Raw genomic sequence first — 25,808 nt, 5'->3', positions numbered from 1 at the left:
TTAAGAATTCTGCGCTTTTTTCAGGAAACTTGCTGGCGCTTCAGCTGTTGAAGCCGTTTTCTGCTGCGTTTCTTGTGTATTTAGAGATGTTCCTGCAACCACGCGAGGTGTTTGCTGTGAAAGCTGTTCTGCTGCCTTTTCAAAACCGCCATGCGTTGGCGCTTTCTTTTGCAGAACAGGGCCAGAGTTTTTAGCAATTGAGCTATGCTGAACACAACGACCTTCTAGGCGAGCCCCTTCAGCAATGTGGATTGAACCATACTGTACAGAACCGCGGATGACTGCGCTTGCACGTAACTCTAAGCGTCCAGAAACATTTACATCGCCAAGGATTGCACCGTCACACACCAAATTGCTACACTGCACAGGGCCATTAACAACAGACCCTTTAGAGAGGATCACAGAGCCGTTTTTACCTGCATGTACGCCAACTTTACCGTCAATACGGCCGTCAATACGGAATGTACCAGAAAAGACAACATCACCGGTTACACGCATGCTCCCTGCCATATAGCAGTGTCCGTCGTGTAGACCTGGCTCTTCTACAATGTCGAGTGAGCCTGTGTTCTCTTTCTTCTTAAATGGCCACATGAAGTGTTTCCCTTAACGCATTATAATTGTTATTTTTCCCCAAGAACGCTACAGAATGCGCGTCCCTTAACCTTCTTAATATAGCAAATATGCGGATAAATTCCAATCAGAGATTTCTTAATTCTTTGCTTCATGTTCTCGCTTTTTTCATTCGCTACGCTGCTCCAAAAAGGCGATAACTCGCAAAGCATGGTCTTGGTTTAAACCCCTTACTTTCAAAAATAATGCTCCGCCTTATTTTTAAATGCTTTAAACCGCTCAAAACCTCTTAAGGTTTTGGCTCCGCTTCACTACGCACTCGTTTATGAAGCACCACGAAGACTTCTTTTAATATATTTCTAGCATATATAAAAAAGCAATTTTTGCAGGATAAAGAGCGCCATGTATGGACCAATACATAAGCAATGAAGCGTGTAAAAGATGATTTTTATATATGCTAGAAAGCTTTCCAGCAATGACCGACAAGCTCATTTGTCCCATCTTTGTAAGCACGCACATCAAGCATGCGGAGCTTATTATCAGGCAAAGTCACATCGAGACTGCCCTTCATTGTGTAAGACTTCTTGAACTTCACTTCTTTCACATCATCGCCGTCTTGAATTTCCATATTTTCAAGATCTGATGCTTTCACACCACTCATCACATTGACAACAATTTTATATTTTTTAGACGTTGTATTGTTCTGGTTTTGATGGAGGAAATTGACGCCATACTTAAGCGTTCCCTTATTCAGACTGGTGGTAATGTTATAACATTGAAGCTCACCCACTGTTTCTGATGGGTTTAGAATATCTTCGTAAAACTTGGTGCTGGCACGTAGATCAATCACTTCTTGCTCAAGCTGCTGGGCTTTATTGGCAAAAGATGAACGCGCATTTTCAGCAATGGCAATGCGGGCTGCAAGCTCACTACGTACAGCCTGCTCTTCTTCAAGCTCTGTTGTAATGCTCTTGAGCCTCGCCTTTAGAAGAGTGTTCTCTTCTTCCAGAGTATATACACCACTGGCTAGGCCTGTAATCTCTTCTTCCATACCCTGCGCCTTTTTAACGGCGTACGTTGGCATAATGTGGAAAATAATTGTGTAATGCGCCAGAGATGGCAGCACCAAAAACAGCATTAAGCATATCCAAAACAAAGGTTTACGGATCTTAAAATGACGCCCGCCTCTGCTGGTGTTATCTTGTGTGAAGATGGTAATGTGGTATGCCATGAGCCGGATGATACACAAACTATGCCGATTTTTCCATGCTCATTTTCAAATAATTCACTTGGCAAAATAAAACCTCTCAGGTAACAAAGGGATACACAAAATCTATCTTTTCCCTTTTTCTTTTGGAGGCTCTCTTATGAAACTTTCAGGCATCGCCCTTGAAGAGTACATTGTTGCCAGCATTGAAAAACAGCTGTGCTACTACTTTGTGTCAGACACAAGAGCATATAAACTTGCTGCACAGAACACCCAAGAAAATGTGCCCGTCAATGAAGACGACCTACTCCCCGTTACACTTGAAGAGTGGCAGTTTCTCTGCAAAATCATCTCTGATGGTCGCGCCCATTTAAATAGTAACTGGAAGCTTAGCCTCATGAAAGAGCAAGGCGCCACATTCTATCAAATTCTTGAGGCGTCCGCGCTCGACAGGCCCGAAACGCCGCCTCCAGCCTCGCCAACAGCTCTCAGCAATGATGAGATCATGCTCCTTAAAGCCATGACAGGCGCAGGCCCGCGCGTACGGCACTTCCCTGCTGGTCAGCATGTTAAGCGGGGGTGCATTAAGGAGTACTACGCCGCAGAGGATGCAGGCGAAGACACCTCTCACCTCATGGAAGACCATGACGCTTACTCTACATCAGAGCATATGAATGCCTGCTGCCTGATCCATAAATGGAGAGACAACAAACCCTACCATGGTGTTTGGTTTGCAGGCGACTGGGGCGTTGAGCTTGACTTTGATGAGAATGAAATGGTCATTCTACAAAGCCTGATTGATAAAGGCGTTGTCACCCTTGGTGAAAAGACCCCTTACTATCACCTCGAAGCTCAGAGCATCTTTTCGTTCTGGACGGCAGATGATTGAAGCGATTATTACCAGCCCTTCGGGGCTGTTTTTCATTTGTGTACTTGCATAACACCACCAAACTGAATACAATCCCAACATCTTACATCTCCCTCCCTTTTCTGAAAGGATCTCACATGTCTCAATCTCAAGCGGTTGCTGAAATGGTGAAGCGCATCCATGAGATGGATGTTCAATTCTTCATCACAGTCTCACATGGCGTTTACATCAACCAGCCTAAAAAGCAGGGTCATCTTGGTGAATCCAAACTGCCTGCTATTAGCCTGCGAGACTGGCAAGTGCTGTGCGAAGCCTTTGCTTGTAACGCACTCACAACCCTCTCAACAAAAGGCCGTTACGTAGAAGGCCTGCCCCTTTTTCAGGTTATTTTGGGGAACTATATCCACGCAAACCCTGAACCATTTGTGACCCCTCGCGCCTTCAGCAAAGAAGAACAGAACGTGATTCCTCTTCTGCGTGCCATTCAGCACCGTGAAGCAAGCGCTCTCATTTTTCAGCCGGAAACGGGCATTTATCACTGGTTTTATGAGGTAGAGGAAGGTTCCCCTCGCCGTCGCGAAAGCCAGCTTTCTCCCACAGAGATACAAGGCATTCAGCAGCTCGTCAAACGTGGCCTGCTCCATACAGGTGGCACATTTGAAGACTATTGGAGCCAAGAACCGCACCAGCGGGTCTACTGGGACCAATAAACGAACCTAAACAGCCCTTCGGGGCTGTTTTGTTTTGCAGGAAACACCTTGCCAAGCCTCTCTACTCCTTGTAAAAATAAGGCAACTCATATCTTTGATTTTCTTTTTCTCTGGAGCCTCTCCATGAAACGACTCAACAACGACGCCCTTTTGGTTTACGCCCGCATTTATACGCATCAGCGTTTCTACTTTGTGAATGAAGAGCACGGTTATTACCGCGATGCCCACAAAGGCGATGAACTTAAACCCATTCCGCCGAGAGAGTGGCAAGCACTGTGCGATGTCATTAACGCTGGCTATAGCGCACTTAAACCCAATATCTGCCGTGTGGTAGAGGGTAAAAGCTACATGCAAGCCATGGCAGAAAAATCTAAGGACAACGGCATTGAACTGGTGCCCTTTACATCTGAAGAAATGAAGTTTTTGAAATCGGCGACTCATAAATATTTTTATATTGCCCTCAAAGACAACCAATATGGCGGCACTTTTTTCAAAGCTGGAAGCAGCCACAACCCTTTCATTGATGTGAGCTATAAAGAAGAAGAACTTCTTCGAAACCTCATTCGGCGCCAAGTCATGTCGCTTGGCGATGTCTCTGATCTGAGCGACACATCCATTATCCGCATCATTCACGTGCGCGGAAAATAAAACGACAAGAAGAAACCCCGCAGCATAAGCTACGGGGTTCTTTTTTTCGATTACGCACAGCTTAGTCGCGAGGACCACAGCCGTTTTCGCCCATCCAGCGTGCATTCCAGTCATTCACATTGCCTTTGTGAACACCGAAATCTTCATAGCACAGATTGCCAGAACGCAGTGCGCTCTTCAGGTCACGGTAGTCCGAGTTGGACAGGCGCCCCGTTTTTTGGCCATGGCTGATCAGTTCTTCAGCGCGGGTACGGTTGGGGTTTGTGGCACGGGCTTCTTGTTTTTCAACAAGGGTCCAAAGATTCGACATGGATATATCCTCCGTTAGAGTCGAGAAAAAAGTCAGATAAAGATGAAATCTTCCACACTGTATACAAATGAAAATATTTAAGCAACAAAAAACCCCCGCAGTGCGGAGGTTTTTGAATGTGTCGGTCTCGAAAGATTAACGCTTCGAGAACTGAGGGCTACGACGAGCCTTCTTAAGACCGTATTTCTTACGCTCAACAACACGAGAGTCACGAGTGATAAAGCCACGTGCTTTAAGTGCTGGACGTAGGCTCTCATCGTATTCGATAAGCGCTTTAGTGATACCGTGACGGATTGCACCAGCTTGGCCAGATAGACCACCACCGTGTACGTTTACGTTCACATCAAATTTGCCTTCCATTTCCACAGTTTGGAAAGGTTGGCTAACAATCATACGAGATACTGGACGACCAAAGTAAGTTTCCATAGAGCGACCGTTAATTGTCACTTCACCTTTACCTTTAGTTAGCCATACACGAGCGACAGCGTCTTTACGCTTACCCGTTGAGTAAAACTTACCAGCTTTTTTGTTAGCGGCTTTAATGTTTTGTGCAATGCTCATTTACTTATTCCCCGCTTACTTGTGGTTTTTCTTAGCAACCATGCCGGCTACATCAAGAGTTTCAGGTTTTTGTGCAGTATGTGGGTGTTCAGTACCCGCGTACACGTATAGACGACCAAACTGAGCACGACCAAGCTTAGTTTTTGGAAGCATACGCTTCACACCACGCTGAACAACACGCTCAGGGTGCTTACCTTCAAGTTCTTTACCTGCGATCACAGATTTGATTCCACCTGGGAAGCCTGTGTGCCAGAAGAATTCCATTGTGCCCATCTTACGGCCTGTAAGACGTACTTTCTCAGCGTTTACAACAACAATGTTGTCGCCACAGTCAACGTGTGAAGTGAAGCTAGGCTTATGCTTACCACGTAGGTGTGATGCGATTACAGTTGATAGACGGCCTAGAGGCACATCAGTCGCGTCAACAACGTACCAGTTGTTTTCAGCGTTTGCAGGTTTCAAACTTTCAGTCAGTTTCATGACGGTCTTTACTCTTTTATAATGGTCGTTTTAACAAATATTTTTTGTGCCACTTATATAATTTCTTATACCCCTAAAAAGCTAGGGTTTTCGCACATGTTCTGTGTATTTAGGTGAAGTAGGATAAAAAGTCAATAGATTTTTCTGATTTTATTTGTTTTCTCACCTCCCCTTGACATTTAAATACATAATACGTATACAAAAAGTATCTATCATCTGAATTAACGCTTCCCTAACCTATGAGGTCTGTTGTGATTTTCTCAAACCCCTTCCTTTTTGTGCTCCTTCTTGTGGGCCTGATCATCGGCGCGTTCATCCTATTTGACCGTTTGGTCGGCAATACCACACTGGATGAAGAACGCCCAACCACCAGCCACAAAACATCTGGCGAGCTGGTTCCAACCATCTTTCTGATCGGCTGGGACTGGGTTGTTGGCAGTGCTGCCCGCCTGATTGCCAAGATTACCCGTCTGGAGAATCTGGGCCTGCGCTTTTTGCTGACCATCGCGATCAGTGTTGCAGGTTACTTTGGTACTGGCTACATGCTGAACACCTTCGGAAACGCTGGTATCTTTGCTATGATCTGGATTGGCGCCATTGCGCTTACCAGTGCAATTACCGCCGTGCGTGCCATGGAGCCCAATGAGCTCTACCTGATGGCAGGCTTGTTTGCCTTTTGGCTGACCACCGCATCTGGCCATGTTCATGCTGACGCTATCACCAATGAAATGGACTGGGTTCTGCCGGCTCTGGCTGGCATCATGTGGTTCCAATGGGTCTACGGCACAGTGAAAGAAGCAACCCGCTTCCGCATGTAACTCTTTTCATCGATAAAGCAAAGCCTCCCATTTGGGAGGCTTTGTTGTGTTCGATTCATCTAGCAGGCTCTTATATGCCCTGCGGCAATAAGCTCTTCGCCCGTAATTGTATGAAACTCATAGGGTCCCAAATGACGATAACTTTTCATAAAGGCTCTACGGATAGGCGCTGGATAGTAACGTGCAATGGCACGTGACGTATGCTGAAATGCAGGCGTTTCAGTATAGTTAGCTACTGAACTATCCCAAGGGCCATGGAACATAAAGCGAGTATAAGGCGCAGTGCACACATTGCTGACCCCAAGATACATCGTACAAGCCGAAATGCATTCAGGTGCAATAATACGTACACTTTGGTTACGGGCCTCAATCACATTTTCAATGTAATGAATACGCGGATAAACCAGCCCACCATCATCTTCAGTAATGGTAACAACACCGTTTTGTGTATTGCGTTTGGCAAGAGTGATATACCAGTCTTCTTCAGGAATAGCGACGGCACAAGCAGACAGAACAAGAAAAGAGAGCAGCAAAAAGCCGCGCAGACAGGTCTTAAGCATAATGACCTCACAAAAATAGAAACACCTCAGATCAAGGATAAGAAAACGGAAGACATATTTTCTATAGAATGCGTCAACTTTACAGAGCCGCTCTATACCTTTCAATGAAAAAAACTATTTAAAAAAAACTTCAGCAGCGCGCAAATAAAAAGCCCCCAACACAGGGGGCTTCTCGATTTTTTATAGCGCATGATCCTCAAGAGCTTGCTTCAGCTCGTCTTCGGTAATATCGAGCGCAGCATAGCGCTCTTTATTGGTTGGGTGCGTATTCATAATGGAAGAGGTTTCCTCCATTTCATCAATCGCATCCAGCGCTTTTTGTTGCATGTCTTCAAGCCATCCTTCTCTAGGGGGTGCCCCAGTTTGAGGGTGACGGAAATCTTTGTAGAGCTGCCCTTGCCTCACCTTCTTTTTCAGAAGCTCTTTAAAGGCAACAAAAGTCCAGTGCAGTGCAACCGCCATATCCATACGGTTTTCCCAGCCAATTAAAGCGGCAGCACCACCATCAGCCAAATACTCTCGGTAGCGTGAGTGCGTATTGAGCGCAATCTTCAATCCACGTAAATAGATGAAGGTAAACCCCAATAAAAACACAAGAAAGAAAACACTGTCAGCAGACTCTCCACCAGCCATAGCCATTGGAACAGACAAAATAAGAGCAAGCATAGCCATTGTCACCATATGCAGGATGGTTGCCCTCTCAACAAGGGTCATATCCCCGTGCAGCATATGAGACAGCTCATGAGCGATCACAGCACGTACACTTCTCTTCCCATAAAGAAAAGCACCTGTACTCAGGATAATATAGGGGTCCCGTCCAGGGGGATGGCTTGCAAAACCGTCAAAGCCTTCACTTTCAAACACAATAAGCTGAGGCCTCCAATCCACACCTGCACGCTGGCAAAGCTCCTCAATCATAAGGAGAGCCTGACGATATTGAGGTGAGGTTTCAGGAATAGCCTTACGCGCAAATTCTTCAGGTGCTGAGCGCACCGTTTTATAGGCTTGAAAGCGAGAAACACCAAAAAGCAAGACTGCGTAGAAAATGGCACTCATAAAGGTTCCTACCCCGCCATGCAGCCCAAGGGCAATACATATAATCACGGGATACATCATACCTAAAGCTAAATACCAGCTTCGCGCCTGTATGCTTTTTTCATGCCATAGGGCATAGGGCGCTTCATTGCGCCCAGCAGGAACTGTATAGCGCATGATAACGCCTCGTCAGTTAGGAAACATTAAAGAAGATTTAAGATATCTCTAACCTAAAGGCGTTTTTTAAAATTGGGTAGTTCTTTTTTAATTTTTAACTTAATAGCCAACAATATAGTGTATACCAAGCGATGCACTATTTCTGCAATTAAGAGGGTCATGATGAGAACAAGCCCTTTGACCAGAAGCTAAAGCATCAGACCAAGTCACATGGCTCTTACGCATATCATTAAAAATCTGATATAAAGCATTTGTATCCCCACGACGACCACATCTGAAAGCTGTTCCTTTAGCAACAGCTATTCTTTTATCAAAACTTCCATTCACCATACGGCCATTTAGAATGGTTTTATTTTGGTTTGCAACAGTACGGATTGTCACAGTATCAGAGTCAGAGACATGCCATCTCCCGCCAATTTTCACATAAGGCTGATAAGCATAACAATGGTCATAAGCATGATCTTCATCATCCCATTGCCAACCCCAGCCTCGGATATTACCGACAACTTGATATGTTTGATAATTTCCAGAGTCATTAATCTGATAGATACGTGCAGGAGAGCCACGAGTTACTCCACCGCCTCCAGTTTGCTCCCTGCCATGTTCCACATTAAAATATTGGTTTGTTGGCACAACCTCTGTTGCCATATCAATTTCATTTACTTCCCCAGAGCCAGACATCGCAGAACAGCCATCCACATCTGCCGCCTGATTTTCAGGCGTATACAGCATGTTTTTATCTGCACAGGTTTTAAAAGCGTCAATCATACGTACATTCTCTGTAATGCTTACCGCCTGAGCAGCAAGCTGAGCACGAGCAGTCGCAGCAAAACTATCCATAGAGGACTTTAAGGCTTGTACTTGACGAGCAATTCCTTCACTCGCTTGCACATAATTCACGATTCCAATCACACACACAGCAGTTAATGCTGATACTTTAAGCATATGCCTCACTTTGTAAGGGACCCCTCTTTTTTATAACCCTGCTTTCTCTTATAGGTTAACACACAAGCTCATATCTCCTAAAAAAAACACCCAAAACCTTGAATTTCATTAAAGGGATGATCACAATTTCATCACTACTGTAATCTTTCGTACATTTTAAGGAGAAAACACATGTATCTTGCATGGCTTCTTCTCTTGCCCCTTCTCACACCTCTCATTGCAAAAGCATTGAAGTATGACCTGAACTGGCAAGAAATCCTCATGCAGCTCGTTCTCGTGACAGCGCTGGTTTTTGGCGGCTACAAGCTGACCGAAAAAGGCATGATGGCTGATACCGAAATTTGGAACGGCTCAATTGCAGACAAAAAGCGTGTTCGCGTTTCCTGCGAACACAGCTACCAATGCAATTGTGTCACCGACAAAGACGGTAAACAGACCTGCCAAACATGCTATGAGCACTCTCACGACTATGACTGGCGTGTTTACACCAATGTTGGCGACTTCAACATTCGGCGTATCAACCGTCAGGGAACCAAAGAGCCACCCCGTTTCACGGAAGTGGTTATTGGTGAACCTGCTGCAACTGAGCACACCTATGATAACTACGTACAGGCCGCCAACGGCAGCCTCTACAAAACGCAAATGCTGGACTATGAGCATCTGGCCGACGTGCCTGAGTACCCACGCGTGTTCGACTACTACCGTGCACACCGGGTGCTGACTTCAGGCTTCAGCTTGAAAGATGCTGACCACTGGCAAGATCTGCTGAATCAGGAACTGATTCACCTTGGCCCAAGTAAACAGGCCAACGTGAACCTGATCATCACCACAGAGAAATCCCGTGAATATGTCTTCAAAGTTGAAGCCGCATGGGATGGTCTCAACAAGAATGATGTGGTGGTTATTCTGAGTGTTGACGCAACCGACACTATCAATTGGGCCCATGTGCTCACTTGGGCTGGCGGATACGGCAACGAAGAAATGGCAGTGTATCTGCGTGATGAACTTCAAAACATTGGCACTATTTCTGACCCGCATGCAATTGTGCACGCCATCTCCGAAGAGGTGGACGCACACTTTGTACGCCCACAGATGAAACAGTTTGCCTACCTCAAATCCCAGATCAACCCACCAACATGGGCTCTGGTCATGCTTTTCCTTGTTGGGATGGGCGCAAGTCTCGGTCTAACCCGTTACTTCCATCGCAACGACGTGCGTTTCCTCTAGGAGCACACAGGAAATATAATACTTGCTTGGGCGGTTTTCCGGCCAAGCTTTCACCCTTCCTTCTCAACCTTTCACATCATGGAGAATCATCATGAAAGGTCTTATTATCGCAGCAATCGTCGCAGTCCCTCTGGCTCTGGCAGGTGGCGTGGCCATTTCCACGTACAACACCGGCATCAGCCATGAGAATGGCATCATGGGCACCTACGATGAAAACAAAATCAAATACAACGCGTTCGCTCAGTCGGTGACCGAATCCGCTGGCGTGGCCGATGCCTACAAGGACGCGGTCGCAGAAGTGATTTCTGGTGCACTCCAGAACCGCTACGGTGATGGCGGTGCCAGCGCCCTGCTGCTGGCCCTGACCGAAGACAACCCCGAAGTCGACATGACCCTGTACAAAACCATTCAGGATCAGATCGAAATCGGCCGGACCACCTTCGCCAATGCGCAGAAACTGCTGATTGACAAGTGCGTCGCCTACACCAACTCGCTGGAGAAATTCCCCGGCAACCTGGTCTACGGCCTGATGAACTTCCCGGCCAAGGTCGACCCGAAGCAAAAAGAGCCCGGCAGCGTCTGTGCTCCGGTGGTCAGCGCCGCAACCAGCCAGACTTTCGAGACTGGTGAAGATGGCGGCGTCAACCCATTCGGCAACAACGACTAAAACGCCAAAGCAAATCGACGTAAATAAAGAAAGCCACCCTTCGGGGTGGCTTTTTTTTAGATAAATCCTTTAGCGCTCAGCTTCAATATCGCAGTTGAGCTCTCCAAGCTCCACTTCAACCTGCATACCAGCGTAACGGGCAAAAGACCCCTCGCCGTACTGCATTTCAAAGTTTGCTGCAATCTTCTCAGCCTGAATAGAATTAATATAAAACTGCTCAAGGTGACCAAGCTCATTAATACGACCAAGAATCTGTTGATCTACTTCATCATAGCTGACCATGCCGCGCTCAACCTGCTTAGCAACATTATCAAACTCTTTATAGTGCTCAAAAGCACGATCACTATAACCTTTATAAGCCTCAAATGCATTGTCCCCTTCATGGAGCTCGGCATAAGCTTGCATATAGCCCTGTGCCGCATCATCTTTAGGCTGAAACTGAACTTGATTATCAACCACAAAATCATTGGCTTGCCACTGCAAGTATTCCAGATCACTTGGAGAGCACACCTCGCTCATGCCATCAGGCACAGGTGCATTGGCATCGTAATTCAAGTTCGGAAAGTCGTGGTCATGTGCAGCAGCACTTGTCGCCGCCATTAAAGCGCCAACAGCTGCACTCCCTTTAAATACTTTACTCATGAAATCTATAAACCTCCCATTTCATGCTTATTTATAGGAACTTCCATTAATTTAAAAACCAATAATGTTTGTCACACGCAGTGTTGAAGCTCGCGAGTCACTATCATGATAAGATGCACGTGCATTCATACCATTGTGATACGTAATGTAATTAACCTTCATTCCCATATTTAAATCCCCTCCGTTATTATAACAGCTATGAGATGTACGCTTTACAATCGCAATTTGGTTTTGGAATGTGCCATTATAAACATGGCCTGCCACACGCGTTTTAGACACATTGGCAAGCTGTTCAATTTTAATAGAATCACCGTTTGTAGAAACCCAACCACTACCAATCTTTACATAAGTATTAGCATTCCAACAACTGAACTGACCCTCATCATGAGAACGACTACCACCACCAAAAAGATTACCAGAAATCAGGTAGTTGTTATAATTATCAGGATCATTAATACGATAAATCTGCGCATAAGAACGGCCACGTTTTGATGGAGACCCATTTGATGAATGCTCACTAAAGTTATAAGGGTGTAGCCACCGGCCTGTTGCCACAAGCTGGCTTGACACATCAATTTCATTGAGCGCTTGTGTTGAGGTGACGCGCTTACAGCCATCTGCATTCGCTGTCACATCATCAGGGGCATACATCATCCCGCTTTCAGCACAGGTCTCAAAAGAGTCAATAATTCTTACGTTTTCAGTAATACTCGCTGTATTGGACGCAATTTGCGCTCTTGCAGTTGCTGCAAACCCATCCATTGCTGTTTTAAGAGACTGAATTTGCCTTGCAATTCCTTCTGAAGCTTGCGCATTTACTGCACACAAAAGCGCCAACGACGCAATCCATACTGTGTGTCTCATTAAGATATTCCCTTAGTCATTTATAACCAACCTGATTTCTTATAGAGCGTAACACAAATAAAAAAGCCGCCCAACAGGGCGACTTCCATTTCGATTCAATCACATACAGGCATCAAGGCGTGCCTTCTTCGTCCTTTTCGGGCATCAGGCTTAGGCTTGAGTCAGGCAAAGCCCGAGCGGCAAGCAAAAGCGGAAGCACGAAATATCCAAAAGCCAGTCCAACGCAAAATGCAACAGGTGTTAGCAAGTTATCCTCCATAGCAGGTGACAAATAAAAAGGTAAACAGGTACTCAATAAGTATTTCAGAATGGGCGAATATACTGGATTTCCCAGACCTGTCAACCACAAAAGAAAAAGACCGCCCTGTAAAGGGGGGCCATATACTGTTTATTTTGCAGCATCAACATGTCTAATTTTGCCAGCTTTATAACGCGCGAGCATGCGTTCAACACGCTCTTTAGAGTATGGTTTTGACTCTGCCGTCATTTTTTCCATCGTCTCCTCCCAAAACCATTCGGATTCATCCAGGGTCAGAAACGTATAGCGCACCTCTGTTACAACAGGCTTAAAACGCGAATTCTGCTTACGAGGCGTTTTTGTAATCTGCTCCACAATGGTTAACCGGTTGTAGTGTTCACCATTTCCAGAAACAATGTCTTCATCATAGCAGGCAAAATGGTCTAAGCTTTTCCGGTAGCGCTCTTTGTCCCTTTCAGGCTGCCGGGCCTCATAAAAAGCGTTTACTTTAAGGAAGGCCTGCTCCATAAGCCACGAGGCAGCAATCCACATTCCAAAGATTTGAAACCCCAAACCAACATAAGGCAGCAACGGCTCAAGAAAGCTGAATACCATTGATTAAGTACTCCTAGAAAAAGAAAGAGAAGATAAATGTTGCAGGGCAGCATACAATCCACCTTTAATTTGTCAACAAAAACAAAGTCACCTTTATTTTTTTGATATTTTTTTGATTTCAGCCCTTGAAATTCTTCCACATCTGCAATATTTCCATTTGTGCAAAAGCACAGCCTGTGCGATACTACATTTAATAGGTAAATGAATAACCGTAATGGTAGCTCGCTACCATATAAGGAAAATTTAATGACAAAGAAAACAACAGAGAGCCCTTACAACCTACCTGAGGCTCTAAAAAAGATTTTGGAAAAGAACGGCATGTCTGCATCTGACCTGTCTCGCCAGTCTGGTGTGTCGATGGCAACGCTCTCACGCATCCTTGGCGGACAAGTAAGCCCTTCTCTAGATAACGTGGTTAAAATCGCCACGGTTCTTGGTGTATCGCTAGACAGCCTAACAGGCGGCACGACATCATTTGCAGCCGTAGCAGCCCCAACGACTGATGAAAAGCCAGACTCACGTGGTCGCCGTAAGGAAGACCAAGGCTTTAACCCAGAACAAGACATCCTTGTTAGCTACCAGTACGAGAACACAACATTCAGCCAAAACGAATGCGGTAACCTTCTTGTAAGCGCAGCAAACGGTGACTGGGTGGAAAGCTGGACAGGTTCTCTTGTAGACCACGAGACAGTGCCACAAGTAAAACTGCTTGAAACAAAGCGCGTAGATAGCTCTACAGTTAACGTAAGCCTGATCATCCCACAAGAAATGGTAGAAGCAGGCTCTATGGTCAGCCTTATTAGCGTGATCAGTGCCCCTATTACATCTACAGGTGCACGTATTGTTGATGCCCGCATTCCTGTTGGGCTTGCACGTACATTTAAAACACCTTCATACGGTGTGATTGGTATGCGTGACCTTGCCAGCAAGTACGGTCGCCCACTGCTAAGTAGCACAATGCGCCCAATGAACGGCCTATCACCTAAGATGTACGGCCGTGCGGTGTACGAAACACTTAAAGGCGGTGTAGATATGACTGCCGACCCAACCATGATGCACAGCCTGCCAGACAATAGCTGGCGCCGTCGCTTCCGTTTTGTGGCTGAAGCTGCCTTTGCTGCACAGCAAGAAACGGGCGAAGTGAAATACCACGCTGTGAACATTAGTGCCCCAACAGTTGAAGATATGACAGCTCGTGCAGAATATGCAAAAGAGCTTGGCATCAACATGATGATTGTTGATAGCTCTGCTGTCGGCTGGAGTGCTCTTGCAAGCATGGTGAACTGGTGTCAGAACAACGATGTGATTATTGGTGCCATGGGCGGACGTAGCCTCATGAGCGCAACAATGACAGAAGGCCTGATTGCGAAGCTTCTTCGCTTCACAGGTTGTGACATGGTAAGTATCGGTAGTCCACTGCGTGGTGATACGGGTAACCGCCGTCACGTGAAAGGTATTGTTGATATGCTTGTTGAAGATGCACCAAAAACATCTGTTGAAACAGGTATCATGTTTGACCAACCCTCTGTAGGTGGTGCCACTGTATGGCCTGCTGTGGGTGGTGGACACAACCCATGGCACTTCCCTCGCCTGATGGACGCAATGGGCGATGACATGATCATCCAGTGTGGTGGATCAGTAATGGGTCACCCTTGGGGCCTAGGCAGCGGTGCAACAGCTTGCCGTACGGCGATTGAAGCCATTGCACAAGCCCGTGGTGAAGGTCATAACCTAAGTGTTGACGGTCGTACAATTCTACAACGTGCAGCCCGCTACAACAGCGAACTGAAAGCCGCTCTAGAATTCTGGAACGAAGGAGCCTTCCTGTTTGGTGTTGTGAAAGGTGACGCAGCAACAGGTGCTAAGATTGAAGAAACAACAACAGCGCCAAAAGTTGTAACCCCACTGAAACCCGTAACTGATGACACTCGTCCAGGTTTGGATGACTAAGAAAGGATAAAAACAATGAGACGTTTTGAAACATTTTCATTCCTACCGCCTCTGACGAGTAACCAAGTGCACATGCAAGCACAAAACATGCTTGCAGAAGGCCAAGTGCCAATGATTGAGTTCTCAGATGCACCAACACCTGAAGAGGTGTACTGGAAAATCTGGCCAATTCCAGAGCACAAAGAAGTCAGCGCGAGCTGGGTGATGACGCAGGTTGATGCTTGCAGCCGTCGCTTCCCGTACTCGTACGTTAAACTCAGCGGATTTGATCCGAAGAAGAAAACATACGGTCAGAGCTTCCTTGTGAAAATTCCACTGGAAATGAACTAACTTCATATCTCTTGGAATAAAGCTTAAGCTTGAAATACCCAGCCTATATGGCTGGGTATTATTTTGATCATCTTCAAGTTTCAGCATTACGCTTGACGTATACGACTCTGCCCCGTAGGGTCAGCTCTGTTTTATAAATCTGTTTCTTTTTCCTTTTTTCTCAGGAGATATTCCTATGAATATGAATCTTGCTAAAGCTGAAAACTTTCTTGGTGCAGCCCAAATGGCTGTACGTGAAGCCAGTAAAGCACTCAAAGCCGATAATCTTGCTATGCTCACTGCAACTGCAGAAGCCGCCCTTGGCCTGTTTTCCGAAGTGAAAAACATGATTGTCCGCGGTGAAGTGAGCGCTGAAGAGATTGCCACTATGATTGGTATGCCAGCACATGCCTTGGCAACCGGCGAAAAAGGCCTGAAAGGCCTTGAGGATCTGATTGAAAGAACCAAAACTGAGAACCCTGGTGCTCTGATTGGTTTGAACCCGCTGGCAGAAGCCATGCGCACGTTCCTTGAGCTGGCCCGCGGCTAACCCCACCCTTACCTTAGGAGACCATACGCAGTACTGCTAAATCGAGATAAAGCCCCTTCCTATAAAGGGGCTTTTTCATTGCCACATGTTTAAAGCCACGATATAAAAAAAGAACTCTTCAATCTTTGAACACGTTTTATACAAGGAGATGCTTATGTCTCTGTTAGACACAAAGCTTAAAGGGCTCATTCAGCAGATCAATGATCCGCGCCAGAATGTCCTCTTGCAAATTTACCGTGATTTCCACGACCTCTTCCATACTGCTCCAGGCTCTACCCATAACCACCAAGCTTGGCCTGGCGGCTATGCAGACCATATTGCAGAAGGCCTTCGCATTAACGATGTGACCTATGACGGCATGGAACAGATTCGTCCACTGCCTTTTACCAAAGGCAGTGCTGCGGTTACGTTTTTCTTCCATGACATTGAGAAGATCTTCAAATTTGCAGACCCTACTGATCCGCGCGTGGCACACTGGCATACAGAGCTTCAACATGTTGTTCCAAAATATTGGGAATTCATTAAGAAGCGTATCATTCTTGAGCTCATGAAAACTTATGATTTTGAACTGACTGATAATGAGTGGAACGCGTTGAAATATACCCATGGTGAAGGTGATGATTACACCAACACCCACCGTGTCTCTTGCCCGCTTGCAGCCCATGTTGGCAACTGCGACCGCGCCAGTGCACGCCTCTGGCCAGAAGAAGGCCAAGGCCTCGGTTAAATCGAAATCAAAGACAGCTCTCGCAAGGGGGCTGTTTTTATATATTGACAGATCTCCTGCTTTCCCCTACTTTCTGCGCTCCTAACAACCCACCATACCGTTTTACAGAGAGGTTCTATGACTCTATTTACGCCTTTGGGTACTCTTCAAGCCATGCATACTTACACGCAGGCTTACGCCAACGTAACACGGCAAGCGCAAGAACAACTTGTTTTTACGCCTATGCGTCAATGCAGTGCCCTGATGGTGAACTTTGCACCAACGCCACCAGCCAAGCTGGCTGCAGCACTCATCCAGCAGCAGACTGAAAACACCATCACGCTTTCCAAAGCCATTGGCCAGTCCTTCTAAATCACTCGAAAGCAAAGCTTCCCAATTTGGGGAGCTTTTTTGTTTTTCATTTCCCATTTAAGTTTGACAATGCAACACCTTGGCGTATACAACAGGGGTGATTTTGATCTATCACCCTTCCCTTTTTTTAGACAATGGAGATTCTTATGTCTGAACAATCCCCTGAACTGCTGATGGCAAAAATTCAAGTGGAAGCCTCCAATATGATGGCTGCTGCAGAACGCGACGATGATGCTGGCGCAATTGAGCCTCTGGCCAATTTGGTTGCACTTTGTCAGGAGTATGTAGCTCTGCCCAATACCACCGTCTCGAACCTTGCACAAACCGTTTTCAGTGGTGAAGCTTTTGAGGTTCTGCAACAGCTGGAATACCTCCTGCCAGAATATGCAGAAGAAAAAGCAAAACTGCAGGCCAGAGGCGAAGCTGGCGAAGCTGAACTGCAGGTGGTTAATAGCACCATGCAGCTGCTTGTGATTTTGACCAAAGCCCTGTTTGAAGAGCGCGCCAAATACTACGACGCCTTCCTGGAAGCCAACGGCATTGGCTAAATCTGTTCAGGCTCTTAACAAGTAAGAGCCTGTTTCCCTCACCCCATTGACTGGAGAGTTTGATGACTGATACCCGCACAAATGAAGAGCTTTTGGAAGCTATTCAAGAGACAACCCGCCGCATGACGGAACATGGTAGCGAAGGCGAATTTGAAGCCGCCAATACCACCTCAGAAGAGCTGATTGCTCTGCTGGAAGAGTATCTGAAGCGTGACGATGTTGACTTCCTTGAGCTGATGAAAGCTCTGGCGCAAGGTCCGCGTTCGCCACTGGAAATGTTTGAAGAAGCCAAAGCCGCTGTGAACGAGTTCGCTGAAGACTTCGAAAAAACCGTCAAAGCCAATGGCCTCGGTTCTGCACAACTGCAGCAGCTGAAGAACATGTCTGTGATGGCCGGCATGCTGGCTCAGGCCTATGTGGCCCAACAACAGAAAATTTTTGAAAACTTTCTGACTGGTCTGCTGAACCCTGGAGGCAAATAAATCGATTTTTCGAAGCAGCCCTTTTTCAAGGGCTGCTTTTCATTTGACGTATACATTTTCCACTCGTAGGGTGGCTTTATTCAATATCTGTTTTTCTTTTTCTCCAACTTATGAGGCCCACCATGTCAACCACTGACATTATGGCTATTGCTGCAGAGTCTATTGAACTCTGGGGAGAGTCACTCACCCTCATCAAAGCTGAGGATTTTAGCGTTGCGAGCTTGAAACTGGACTTGGCCATTGTAAAAATGGATAAAGCGCTTGCACTGAAAGCCAAACATCCTGCGTTTGAGCATATGTTTGAAAAAGACGATGAGTTCCGAACCAACATTGAACGCATCGGGCTTATGGTCCAAGTGATTGGTGAAACACTCAAAGTGCTCCCCCCTCCGGGAACCTGTGGCGAGTCTCTCTATAACAAGCTGCTAAGCTTCTTTAAAAAGCTGTGTGATTACTATGATGAATCATGCCGCCTTTCCTCTATCTTTGATCCTTCCTGAAAGGTTTTCAGATGTCTCAAAACCTCTTTGAACTGACAAACTTGGTTTTTGAACGCCTTGGCGATGCTGCCATAGAGTTCTACCACGATCAAATGGGTACCGCGTCCTTGAAACGCCAATCTGCAAGAAAGGCGCTGGACACACTGGTCGCAAGCCATGAAAAAGGCGAAACCAACCCGTTTGCTGGTGACCCTGATGCTGTGAATTTTCTGTATGGTTCTCTCAGCCTGATGCTGGAAAAGCAAATGGCACTTGCCTATATGGGCGATACGCAAAACCTGAAGGTGTGCAATACCATTATCCAAGACCTTGTGGATCTGGGTATGGTGCTTGGCTTTACCATTACCATCTTTGATGAGAATGCCGATAAAGAGCCTGAAAGCACCCAGATGCAGGATCAATACATGACCACCTTCCTCAGACACTTTGAGGATGGTCATAACCCTGAACTGGACATTGATGGCAGTATTTGGAGCCTCAAGAAGGCTCGCTCACGGCTAGAGAGCTTTATCTCCACCGCAGGAAGCGCTGAAAAGCTGGTGAACATGATGAATGTTCCTGGCGATACGCCGAATGAACTGCTGACAAACTTGCTGGATCTGGTTCGCAATTGCCGTGCACATGCAGAGGCAGAAAGCAATCCGCAGGTTAAGTCCTACTGGAACCTGAAAGCTGAAATTGTCTCGATTGTTCGTGAATATTTCAGAGATCAGATCTACCCTTAAAAAATCGATTTTTCACCCTGCGTTTTACGTGGGGTGATTTTGTTTTCAGGAAAAGAAGTTGCTGCAAGAGCCAAAGGCCGTTACATTCAGCCCACACCACATCTCTTTTGACGTTTCCTCATTGTACGGACTTTCCAATGACTCAACCCACAATTATGCTCAACTCTCTGCATATGCATATTGAAAGGCGCCGCGCAACAGACCTGATGCGTGTGCTTTGGCGCCATAAATATGGCAATGAAAGCAATCAAGCCAACGCTGCGGCTGCCATGCTGACACTCAGACAAACCCTTGAGGTTTACTTGCTCTCAGGTGGCGATCCGCTGGACGTTGCGCCTATTTTTGAAATCAAACGCGCAGATGTGGCCAGCATGCTCCATGAAACCAGCAAAACCCATATGCACTGGCAAAATAGCGCAGATATCATCAGCGATAATGACAATCGCTCTGATGACCAAAAGATCAGCATTCGCATGGTTGCTGAAATTTACAAACTTCTGAAAGATAGCATCACTCAAAAGATGCACAAAACAGAAGGATAATCGATCACATGCAGAAGGCTCCCCATTTGGGGGAGCCTTTTTGCATCGTTAGTGCATTTGTGCTGGCTGAACGCCTGAGCCTTGAAGCGGTGGCGGCGCGCCAACCATCGTGTTCAGAAAATCCCGCGTAGCACTGCCAGATGCAGAGCGGATTTGGCCGTTCCCGCAATCAACAACCAAGCCGCAGCGTACCATGTAGCGCAACGCATTCACGGCATTGTGGTAGTTGCTGTGCGTGAAAACATACTTGAGCAGATGCACGTTCCAGCCGAACGGGCGCTCAGGAAAAGTGTGTTCATGAGCCAGAAGATCTTGGCCCCAGTAAGCCTGAATCTGGTTGAAGGACGCGCCAACCAGATTGATATCCTGAATATTCCAATTCATCTGTGCAGCACGATCAAGAATAGCAGACATAGGAAGTTACCTCGCTTAGATAAGGAAAGGAACGAAGAGAGTCTTATACAGTTATATAAAAGGTATATGAATGATTGCTTAGACGATCAACCCCTTGCACCCATTTCTACCATGGCGTCTTCTCTATCACGCTCTGTTTCCATATCAATTTCATGGATATTGACCTTGAGCTCTTGCCCGGTAATATGGGCACGCGAAGCAGCATCAAATAAAGAGCCAGCAGTATGCTCATTATAACGCGCCATTGGGTTGGCTTTTCTAAATCGTTCAGCAATGCGCCACTCTAAAGAACCTTCTGGTAATTCTGCTGCGGGTAGAATAATTTCTGTCCCTACACGACTGGCACCCTTATCTACATGACCAAGCAGCTGGCCTGCACGGTCTGTAAAGCTACCTTCTGCTGAAATAATACTGCCTTCAATCACATATGTTTTATGGAGAGATGGATCCATATGCGTTGCAGAATTTGGCTTCACACGGAGTACTGGCGGGTCATAGCTATGAATTTCAACGCCATCAAACTGTTTCAGCACTTCCATACCAATACCGCTCGCCACATTTCCGCCAAGGCTTTGCCCTGCAATCACAATATCGTAATCTTTTGTTTCTGCATGACGTTTCAGGTTTGCAATAGCGTACTGTACTTCAAGTGTCGCCATCTCTACCTGAGTGAGGCTATTTTTACCAACAGCTTCATAAGCTTCTTTAATGCCTGTTGCGTTTGCCTCATTGAGGCATGCAAAACCAATAATCACCTTTTTTGTGTCATGGTTAATAAACGCAGCAGACTGCAAACCACTGGATTGATGATCAATAAATCCTTCTGGAGCTTCATTACCCTTAATGTGTCTCTGCCCGTACTCTGGGAGAGGTGTATAGCCGCGCGGCATTAACATGCCTGAGCGCATAGATTGCTCCATATCGTAGAATTCTGCGTAGGCACAATCCTCTTTTAATGAACCATCTTTATTATAATAGAATGATTTCCACATACCGTTTTGCGCAACGCTATCGGCTGCCACACATACAGCAAGGTCATCACGAATATCACTCAGTTCTTCAACAGAAATAAAACGAGGGTCATCTTTATACTTATGCTCAGCATAGTTTAACCTGCTTGGAAAATCTGCTGTCGCAGTGCTCATAGGTGATTGTCCGGCTTCCTCAGCCGCGCTCTTTACAGCCGTTTGCGCCTTCTCTTTATATGCGGCAATTGCATCATGGCCTGGCTTCATGTTGAGAGGTTGCCCCATAAGAGCGTGCTTGAGATACTTAATCATGCGACAGATTTCCTTTTCATAACCTCTTATGGTTGTAAGCCAGAAATCGAGATCTTACATGTCAGTAAACATAGCGAGGATCAAAAAAGTCGCGTGTTTTTTCAGCTTCTTCAATCTTGTAGATGCCTTCCATATCTCCACGCTTGAGCCATGTTTGCACTTGAGCTTTTTGCTCTTCAATGGTGAGCTTATCGAGCTTGTCTTCAAGGGCTTCTACAAATAGCTCAACCTCAGCATAGGTCATGCGTTTAAAGTCACCTTTGAGTTGTTCGTATAGAATTTTACGAACCTGATTGCTGTTGATCCAGATTGGTGGCACAGGTGAGCGTTCAGCCATACGATGGTCAATATACGCCTGAAACACCATACGCGGTGTAATAGGATGTCCACCAAGAGAGCGATTAAAGAGCGTTGATGTTTGCGCTGAAAGTGTTCCGCTCACGCAGAGTGATAGCATCAGAATATGGAACCATTTCATGTTGTGCGTCTTTCTTGTTTTTATCTTCTTTATTTTATGGCATCTCACAAAAAATAGAAACGCCTTATTTTACTATTGCATTACAGGGTCATACATCCTATATAGCCATTATAACCTCATCTCAATGTCCCTCTAGACTCATGGAGTAAAGGCCATGAAAGATCTTCGTTACGCCACCATCGGCACCCTTCTTGAACCTCTGTTCTTTAGCAGAGAAACAAAAACTTCACATCAACTTCTGTTTGGCCCTGAGTACAAACGCTTTACAGAAAACCGCACCAAACGGCGCATTGTTGTGACAACACATATCACGTACACGCCCAAATGGAGCGACAAAGCGCCACTGGCACTCGGCCAAAGTGAAACAACCTTCCATGGACACTTGGTGTACTACCAAGACCATTCCACAGAAGCCATGTCGCCGCGCAAAGCCAGAGAACTGGACGCCCTATGGAAAGAGCGCACCGACAGTGTGGTTCATTTCCGCTTTGGACAACGTGCTGCATGATGACTCGATAAAAACACCTCGCTTATGCGGGGTGTTTTTGGTTATACCTTGAAAAGGTACCAAACTTTCTTATATATGACTTTATATACCACCTACTTACTGTTTTAACGGAGAGCTATCATGGCTAAAAGTGCAACTGATAGAATGGTTTCTTTTATACAGGGCCTCACGAAAGATGTAGAGAAAGCCTACCAAAACGCTAAACCGCTTTCGTGGGTATCAACAGATCCATGTAATTCACCCAAAGGCAAATGCTCATACCCTCGCAGCATCATGAGTGACGTAAGTCGCCACGATGCCATTGATGAAATCAAATGCAAAGAGGCATTCAGTAAACTTGAAGCGGCAGCAAAAGAAGCTGGCTATCAAGTAATGCATGCCAGCGGAAAAAAACGCATCCGCTTGCTGAAACAAATTGAAGCCCGTGGAGTTCTCATTGAAATACATTGGGATCGCCTATAAATCGATAAAAGCCCCTGCATCTGCAGGGGTTTTTTCGTTAACATACTCTCTTTTCAAACGGTCTAAAGCCAAACCAAAAAGCCAGCACACCACCAATAATGGCATAATCTTCTTGTGTGAGTGTAATGCCGTGGGATCTGGCATAGAGATACCAACCCATTGCGGCAAAGGTCACAACAGGGCGTACCATGCTACGTAGTCTATTACTAAACAGGTCCTCTTTCACAAAGGTTGCCGTATCATGGGCACGAGCATCCTTTACAAAATCATTCAATTGCGTGCGTGCGCGCTCATCTTTTGAGAGATAAGCATCCACGCCCTTAAGCACAGCACCTACCGTGCTTTCATCTACCCCTGCCCTACGTGCAATGGCACTTTTACCGTTACTGAGCACCGAAAGCACCCCTCCAGCTAAACCAAGTAAGCTCACTATTTCTCCCTCCTTCTTTCCCTATCATCATGAAATAAAAAGGGTCATCTGCGAAGAAGGCTTGCTTTTATGGCTTATGCCGCCTATACCTTTTGCATCTTATATTTTGTGTTCTGTTTTCTGGAGGAGGAAAACCTCAATGAGCTGGAAGTCCTTTGTTGACGCCTTTGCACGGCTGGTTCACCAATGCCTGACTGACTGCAATGAGCATGAAACCGTGATTCGGTTTGAACGGACCCCTGATGGCAAAATCAAACGCGTTGACCGCCTTTGCCGCGGCAGCACCGTGTATAACCGCACTGTCAGCCACACCAACCCTGTGAACGTCATCTATGACCAAACAAGCTGCTTTTCAAACGTGGCTAATGACGCTTTGGAAGCTGCCATTGAAGACGGCCTGCGCAACCAACTCTTCACCCAAGAACAGGTTGATGAGTCCCGCAAACGCTGCCGTAACTGCTAATCGATTAAGCCCCAGACCTTCTGGGGCTTTTTCATTTTGTCTTGACGTAAAGCGCCCCCTCACCGCATAGTGAGGCCACACACACTCTTTCATTCCTTTTCTGTAGGAGAAGAGCATGACTCTCCCTAAGACCCCTCTTTTTAGAACTGTTGGCGGCGTAATGCTATTTCGCCCCAAAGGTAAACTTCTGATTCTTGAAGATGCCTTAAAGCCCGGTGAATGGGAATGCCCCCAAGGCGGTATTAATCCTGGTGAAAGCATTATTGAAGGCGCTCTTCGTGAGCTTTATGAAGAAACCGCCATCAACCCTGAACATGTACAAAACATTGTACAGGTGCCCTTTTCAGGACAGTATATTTGGCGACGTGAAAAGCGCTTTGAATACGCTGAAAAGCACGGCATTGAGCCTGATACCATTGGCGTCGACCTCAACATTATCATCGGCACACTGCCACAGCGTGTAAAGGTGGATATCAGCCGCGCCAAAGACAAAGAATTTGCCAGCCACAAATGGATGAGCTTCTCAGACGCCCTGAAGCGCATTAAACCGCACAAAGGTCGTATTTATACGGAAGCCATTCAGTGGTATCGCCAACGTGAAAAAAACACCCCTGTTTAAACGATAAGATCCCCCCGCTTTTTAGCGGGGGTTTCTTTTTTGCCTTGAACTTTCCAGTGCTTAAATGTATACCAATACTCATTCTCTATCTCACCCTTCCCTTTTCCTTTTAGGAGATACCCATGCCTAAGGCCAATTATCTTGTGATTGTCGCAACTGCTGTTGTAACTGCTGTCGGCACTTTTGGTGCCACCACATTCTTCACCCAAACTTCAGCTGAAGAAGCTGCGGCCCTCCAAACCCAAGTGACCACGCTGGAAGACAGCCTTGCCTCTTTGGAAAACCGCCGTCAGTTTGCCATGGACCGCAACACAGCTCTGGAAGCCCAGAACAACGAACAGCGCATTCTTGCTGATCAACTGTCTGTGCAAAACCAAGCAGCCCGAACCAACTTGGAGGAAACCCAAGCCCATTTGAAGCTTCTGGCAGAGCAGTTCAGCCAAATTGAAGCTGAACTCAAGCGCGCGGATGCAACCATTGACGCAGCCGAGCAGCATGAAGAGCTGGCCCGCACCATTGCCCCCACACAGGACAATGGTGCTGTGCACATCACCACTGTTTTGGAAAAACGAGGCGATGTTCGCCTGATTCAGAATGAAACGGGCACCGTCACTTACATGTTCCGCCGCGGCCAACAGACCGTCCTGATGTACGATCTGGACCCACAAGGCATCAACGCTCTGGAAGAATGTATGGAAACCGGCAAATGCCTGCCAATGAGCGAGCACCCGCTGATGAGCCATCGCCAAGGCCACAATGATGGCAACGGTAGCCATATGGAGCAAAAGACCACCCTGTTCCAACTGGTCGACTGGGATGCCCGTCTGGTGTTCTTCTATTACACCCATGACACCGGCGCCCCCATTTCTGTCTATACCTTTGACGATTTGGACAATGGCCACCTGATGCATGCTGAAGCAGACCTGCTGCGTGAGCGCCTGATGGCAACGCCTCAGACCGCTGAATAAAACGACACAAGAAAACCCCCGCTATATGCGGGGGTTTTCTTTAGTTCGATAGAGACCTAGGTCTCGTCCTTGTCATAGGGCTTGGTTTTGCGGTAACCGCGCTGATGATACTTCAGCATCATCATGCCACCAAAGAAGGCAACAGCGCCAGCAGCCACAGCAGCAAGATCATATCCCATGGCAGCCAAGATAGCCGAGCCAAGAATGCCCAGAAGGGTAATGGCACAAGCCACATAGGTTTTCTTCAAATGCACGCGATGCGGCATTTCAGTCTCCTTTCTAAAGAGAATCAAACAGAACGAAAGAGTGATAGTGCCTTTTATATGGGAGTTCAGGCTTTCTATGTCAAGGCCCCAAGCA

Annotated in this window: 37 protein-coding genes; 21 read left to right on the top strand and 16 right to left on the bottom strand. The window is 46.4% G+C overall.

Translation table 11 applies throughout. The annotated features are described in order from the left end of the window. Positions 1-591: a polymer-forming cytoskeletal protein gene (locus VX730_07970; GenBank protein MEC9292321.1), complete on the bottom strand. Its 591-nt coding sequence runs from the start codon at positions 589-591 to the stop codon at positions 1-3. A gap of 436 nt (positions 592-1,027) precedes the next feature. Beyond that, complete coding sequence (locus tag VX730_07965) at positions 1,028-1,801, bottom strand: DUF6776 family protein (protein MEC9292320.1); 774 nt, start codon at positions 1,799-1,801, stop codon at positions 1,028-1,030. Positions 1,802-1,937: 136 nt separating this feature from the next. On the opposite strand from VX730_07965, the gene VX730_07960 reads away from it, so the two are divergent. The 3 genes from VX730_07960 to VX730_07950 all read left to right on the top strand — a co-directional run bounded on the left by VX730_07960 (position 1,938) and on the right by VX730_07950 (position 4,003). After that, positions 1,938-2,666, top strand: coding sequence for a hypothetical protein (locus VX730_07960; protein MEC9292319.1), 729 nt, complete (start codon positions 1,938-1,940; stop codon positions 2,664-2,666). A 116-nt stretch (positions 2,667-2,782) separates the two neighbouring features. Further along, entirely contained in the window at positions 2,783-3,355 is a 573-nt protein-coding gene (locus VX730_07955; protein ID MEC9292318.1) for a hypothetical protein, read from the top strand. A gap of 123 nt (positions 3,356-3,478) precedes the next feature. After that, entirely contained in the window at positions 3,479-4,003 is a 525-nt protein-coding gene (locus VX730_07950; GenBank protein MEC9292317.1) for a hypothetical protein, read from the top strand. 61 nt (positions 4,004-4,064) lie between these two features. On the opposite strand, the gene VX730_07945 is transcribed toward VX730_07950, so the two are convergent. The 3 genes from VX730_07945 to rplM all read right to left on the bottom strand — a co-directional run bounded on the left by VX730_07945 (position 4,065) and on the right by rplM (position 5,354). Next, positions 4,065-4,313: a hypothetical protein gene (locus tag VX730_07945; GenBank protein MEC9292316.1), complete on the bottom strand. Its 249-nt coding sequence runs from the start codon at positions 4,311-4,313 to the stop codon at positions 4,065-4,067. A gap of 135 nt (positions 4,314-4,448) precedes the next feature. After that, on the bottom strand, positions 4,449-4,874 hold the full coding sequence (rpsI, locus tag VX730_07940) for a 30S ribosomal protein S9 (protein MEC9292315.1): 426 nt from the start codon (positions 4,872-4,874) through the stop codon (positions 4,449-4,451). A 15-nt stretch (positions 4,875-4,889) separates the two neighbouring features. Then, the gene (gene rplM, locus VX730_07935) at positions 4,890-5,354 is read right to left on the bottom strand and encodes a 50S ribosomal protein L13 (protein MEC9292314.1); all 465 of its coding nucleotides are present in this window, start codon (positions 5,352-5,354) and stop codon (positions 4,890-4,892) included. A 239-nt stretch (positions 5,355-5,593) separates the two neighbouring features. On the opposite strand from rplM, the gene VX730_07930 reads away from it, so the two are divergent. Next, positions 5,594-6,172, top strand: a complete 579-nt coding sequence (locus VX730_07930) for a hypothetical protein (GenBank protein MEC9292313.1) — start codon at positions 5,594-5,596, stop codon at positions 6,170-6,172. Between the two features lie 59 nt (positions 6,173-6,231). On the opposite strand, the gene VX730_07925 is transcribed toward VX730_07930, so the two are convergent. The 3 genes from VX730_07925 to VX730_07915 all read right to left on the bottom strand — a co-directional run bounded on the left by VX730_07925 (position 6,232) and on the right by VX730_07915 (position 8,889). After that, positions 6,232-6,732, bottom strand: coding sequence for a hypothetical protein (locus tag VX730_07925; GenBank protein MEC9292312.1), 501 nt, complete (start codon positions 6,730-6,732; stop codon positions 6,232-6,234). Between the two features lie 180 nt (positions 6,733-6,912). After that, positions 6,913-7,788, bottom strand: coding sequence for a M48 family metallopeptidase (locus VX730_07920; protein MEC9292311.1), 876 nt, complete (start codon positions 7,786-7,788; stop codon positions 6,913-6,915). A gap of 255 nt (positions 7,789-8,043) precedes the next feature. Continuing rightward, the gene (locus VX730_07915) at positions 8,044-8,889 is read right to left on the bottom strand and encodes a hypothetical protein (protein ID MEC9292310.1); all 846 of its coding nucleotides are present in this window, start codon (positions 8,887-8,889) and stop codon (positions 8,044-8,046) included. A 171-nt stretch (positions 8,890-9,060) separates the two neighbouring features. On the opposite strand from VX730_07915, the gene VX730_07910 reads away from it, so the two are divergent. Continuing rightward, a complete protein-coding gene (locus VX730_07910) occupies positions 9,061-10,116 on the top strand; it encodes a hypothetical protein (protein ID MEC9292309.1) in 1,056 nt (351 codons plus the stop codon). A 91-nt stretch (positions 10,117-10,207) separates the two neighbouring features. Next, positions 10,208-10,783 (top strand): hypothetical protein, encoded by a 576-nt coding sequence (locus VX730_07905; protein MEC9292308.1) that lies wholly within the window; start codon positions 10,208-10,210, stop codon positions 10,781-10,783. A gap of 69 nt (positions 10,784-10,852) precedes the next feature. Here VX730_07905 and VX730_07900 read toward each other — a convergent pair whose 3' ends face one another. From VX730_07900 to VX730_07890, 3 genes are all read right to left on the bottom strand, one after another. After that, on the bottom strand, positions 10,853-11,425 hold the full coding sequence (locus tag VX730_07900) for a hypothetical protein (protein ID MEC9292307.1): 573 nt from the start codon (positions 11,423-11,425) through the stop codon (positions 10,853-10,855). Positions 11,426-11,476: 51 nt separating this feature from the next. Beyond that, the gene (locus tag VX730_07895; protein ID MEC9292306.1) at positions 11,477-12,289 is read right to left on the bottom strand and encodes a hypothetical protein; all 813 of its coding nucleotides are present in this window, start codon (positions 12,287-12,289) and stop codon (positions 11,477-11,479) included. Between the two features lie 388 nt (positions 12,290-12,677). Beyond that, positions 12,678-13,142 carry a hypothetical protein gene (locus VX730_07890; GenBank protein MEC9292305.1) on the bottom strand — a complete coding sequence of 155 codons (465 nt, stop codon included), beginning with the start codon at positions 13,140-13,142 and terminating at the stop codon, positions 12,678-12,680. Positions 13,143-13,388: 246 nt separating this feature from the next. On the opposite strand from VX730_07890, the gene VX730_07885 reads away from it, so the two are divergent. The 10 genes from VX730_07885 (at position 13,389) to VX730_07840 (ending at position 19,826) form a co-directional block, all read left to right on the top strand. Beyond that, positions 13,389-15,092: a RuBisCO large subunit C-terminal-like domain-containing protein gene (locus tag VX730_07885; GenBank protein MEC9292304.1), complete on the top strand. Its 1,704-nt coding sequence runs from the start codon at positions 13,389-13,391 to the stop codon at positions 15,090-15,092. A gap of 15 nt (positions 15,093-15,107) precedes the next feature. Next, positions 15,108-15,422, top strand: coding sequence for a ribulose bisphosphate carboxylase small subunit (locus VX730_07880; protein ID MEC9292303.1), 315 nt, complete (start codon positions 15,108-15,110; stop codon positions 15,420-15,422). A gap of 175 nt (positions 15,423-15,597) precedes the next feature. Next, a complete protein-coding gene (locus tag VX730_07875) occupies positions 15,598-15,951 on the top strand; it encodes a hypothetical protein (protein ID MEC9292302.1) in 354 nt (117 codons plus the stop codon). A 154-nt stretch (positions 15,952-16,105) separates the two neighbouring features. After that, complete coding sequence (locus tag VX730_07870; protein ID MEC9292301.1) at positions 16,106-16,678, top strand: hypothetical protein; 573 nt, start codon at positions 16,106-16,108, stop codon at positions 16,676-16,678. 117 nt (positions 16,679-16,795) lie between these two features. Then, entirely contained in the window at positions 16,796-17,029 is a 234-nt protein-coding gene (locus tag VX730_07865; protein ID MEC9292300.1) for a hypothetical protein, read from the top strand. A gap of 146 nt (positions 17,030-17,175) precedes the next feature. Then, positions 17,176-17,577: a hypothetical protein gene (locus VX730_07860; protein ID MEC9292299.1), complete on the top strand. Its 402-nt coding sequence runs from the start codon at positions 17,176-17,178 to the stop codon at positions 17,575-17,577. Between the two features lie 62 nt (positions 17,578-17,639). After that, positions 17,640-18,059, top strand: a complete 420-nt coding sequence (locus VX730_07855) for a hypothetical protein (protein ID MEC9292298.1) — start codon at positions 17,640-17,642, stop codon at positions 18,057-18,059. Positions 18,060-18,181: 122 nt separating this feature from the next. Then, on the top strand, positions 18,182-18,559 hold the full coding sequence (locus VX730_07850; protein ID MEC9292297.1) for a hypothetical protein: 378 nt from the start codon (positions 18,182-18,184) through the stop codon (positions 18,557-18,559). 11 nt (positions 18,560-18,570) lie between these two features. Further along, complete coding sequence (locus VX730_07845; GenBank protein MEC9292296.1) at positions 18,571-19,284, top strand: hypothetical protein; 714 nt, start codon at positions 18,571-18,573, stop codon at positions 19,282-19,284. Positions 19,285-19,421: 137 nt separating this feature from the next. Next, on the top strand, positions 19,422-19,826 hold the full coding sequence (locus tag VX730_07840) for a hypothetical protein (protein MEC9292295.1): 405 nt from the start codon (positions 19,422-19,424) through the stop codon (positions 19,824-19,826). Positions 19,827-19,874: 48 nt separating this feature from the next. Here VX730_07840 and VX730_07835 read toward each other — a convergent pair whose 3' ends face one another. The 3 genes from VX730_07835 to VX730_07825 all read right to left on the bottom strand — a co-directional run bounded on the left by VX730_07835 (position 19,875) and on the right by VX730_07825 (position 21,998). Then, positions 19,875-20,240: a hypothetical protein gene (locus VX730_07835; protein MEC9292294.1), complete on the bottom strand. Its 366-nt coding sequence runs from the start codon at positions 20,238-20,240 to the stop codon at positions 19,875-19,877. A gap of 86 nt (positions 20,241-20,326) precedes the next feature. Next, on the bottom strand, positions 20,327-21,520 hold the full coding sequence (locus tag VX730_07830; GenBank protein ID MEC9292293.1) for a hypothetical protein: 1,194 nt from the start codon (positions 21,518-21,520) through the stop codon (positions 20,327-20,329). 61 nt (positions 21,521-21,581) lie between these two features. Continuing rightward, positions 21,582-21,998 (bottom strand): hypothetical protein, encoded by a 417-nt coding sequence (locus tag VX730_07825; protein ID MEC9292292.1) that lies wholly within the window; start codon positions 21,996-21,998, stop codon positions 21,582-21,584. 154 nt (positions 21,999-22,152) lie between these two features. Between VX730_07825 and VX730_07820 the strand changes: the two genes are divergently transcribed. Beyond that, the gene (locus tag VX730_07820; protein ID MEC9292291.1) at positions 22,153-22,506 is read left to right on the top strand and encodes a hypothetical protein; all 354 of its coding nucleotides are present in this window, start codon (positions 22,153-22,155) and stop codon (positions 22,504-22,506) included. Between the two features lie 120 nt (positions 22,507-22,626). Then, positions 22,627-22,968: a hypothetical protein gene (locus VX730_07815; GenBank protein MEC9292290.1), complete on the top strand. Its 342-nt coding sequence runs from the start codon at positions 22,627-22,629 to the stop codon at positions 22,966-22,968. A 37-nt stretch (positions 22,969-23,005) separates the two neighbouring features. On the opposite strand, the gene VX730_07810 is transcribed toward VX730_07815, so the two are convergent. Continuing rightward, a complete protein-coding gene (locus tag VX730_07810; protein ID MEC9292289.1) occupies positions 23,006-23,398 on the bottom strand; it encodes a hypothetical protein in 393 nt (130 codons plus the stop codon). A gap of 139 nt (positions 23,399-23,537) precedes the next feature. Here VX730_07810 and VX730_07805 point away from each other — a divergent pair, with 139 nt between their 5' ends. The 3 genes from VX730_07805 (at position 23,538) to VX730_07795 (ending at position 25,448) form a co-directional block, all read left to right on the top strand. Then, positions 23,538-23,861, top strand: coding sequence for a hypothetical protein (locus VX730_07805; GenBank protein ID MEC9292288.1), 324 nt, complete (start codon positions 23,538-23,540; stop codon positions 23,859-23,861). Positions 23,862-23,976: 115 nt separating this feature from the next. Beyond that, a complete protein-coding gene (locus VX730_07800; protein ID MEC9292287.1) occupies positions 23,977-24,480 on the top strand; it encodes an NUDIX domain-containing protein in 504 nt (167 codons plus the stop codon). A 122-nt stretch (positions 24,481-24,602) separates the two neighbouring features. After that, a complete protein-coding gene (locus tag VX730_07795; protein ID MEC9292286.1) occupies positions 24,603-25,448 on the top strand; it encodes a hypothetical protein in 846 nt (281 codons plus the stop codon). A 56-nt stretch (positions 25,449-25,504) separates the two neighbouring features. Here VX730_07795 and VX730_07790 read toward each other — a convergent pair whose 3' ends face one another. After that, the gene (locus tag VX730_07790) at positions 25,505-25,714 is read right to left on the bottom strand and encodes a hypothetical protein (GenBank protein MEC9292285.1); all 210 of its coding nucleotides are present in this window, start codon (positions 25,712-25,714) and stop codon (positions 25,505-25,507) included. Positions 25,715-25,808: the final 94 nt, after the last annotated feature.

The sequence above is a fragment of the Pseudomonadota bacterium genome, assembly GCA_036141575.1.
Classification (GTDB): Bacteria; Pseudomonadota; Alphaproteobacteria; order UBA2136; family JAPKEQ01; genus JAPKEQ01.
Note: the sequence above shows the minus strand (reverse complement) of the source record. Positions and strands in the feature narration are given on the sequence as shown.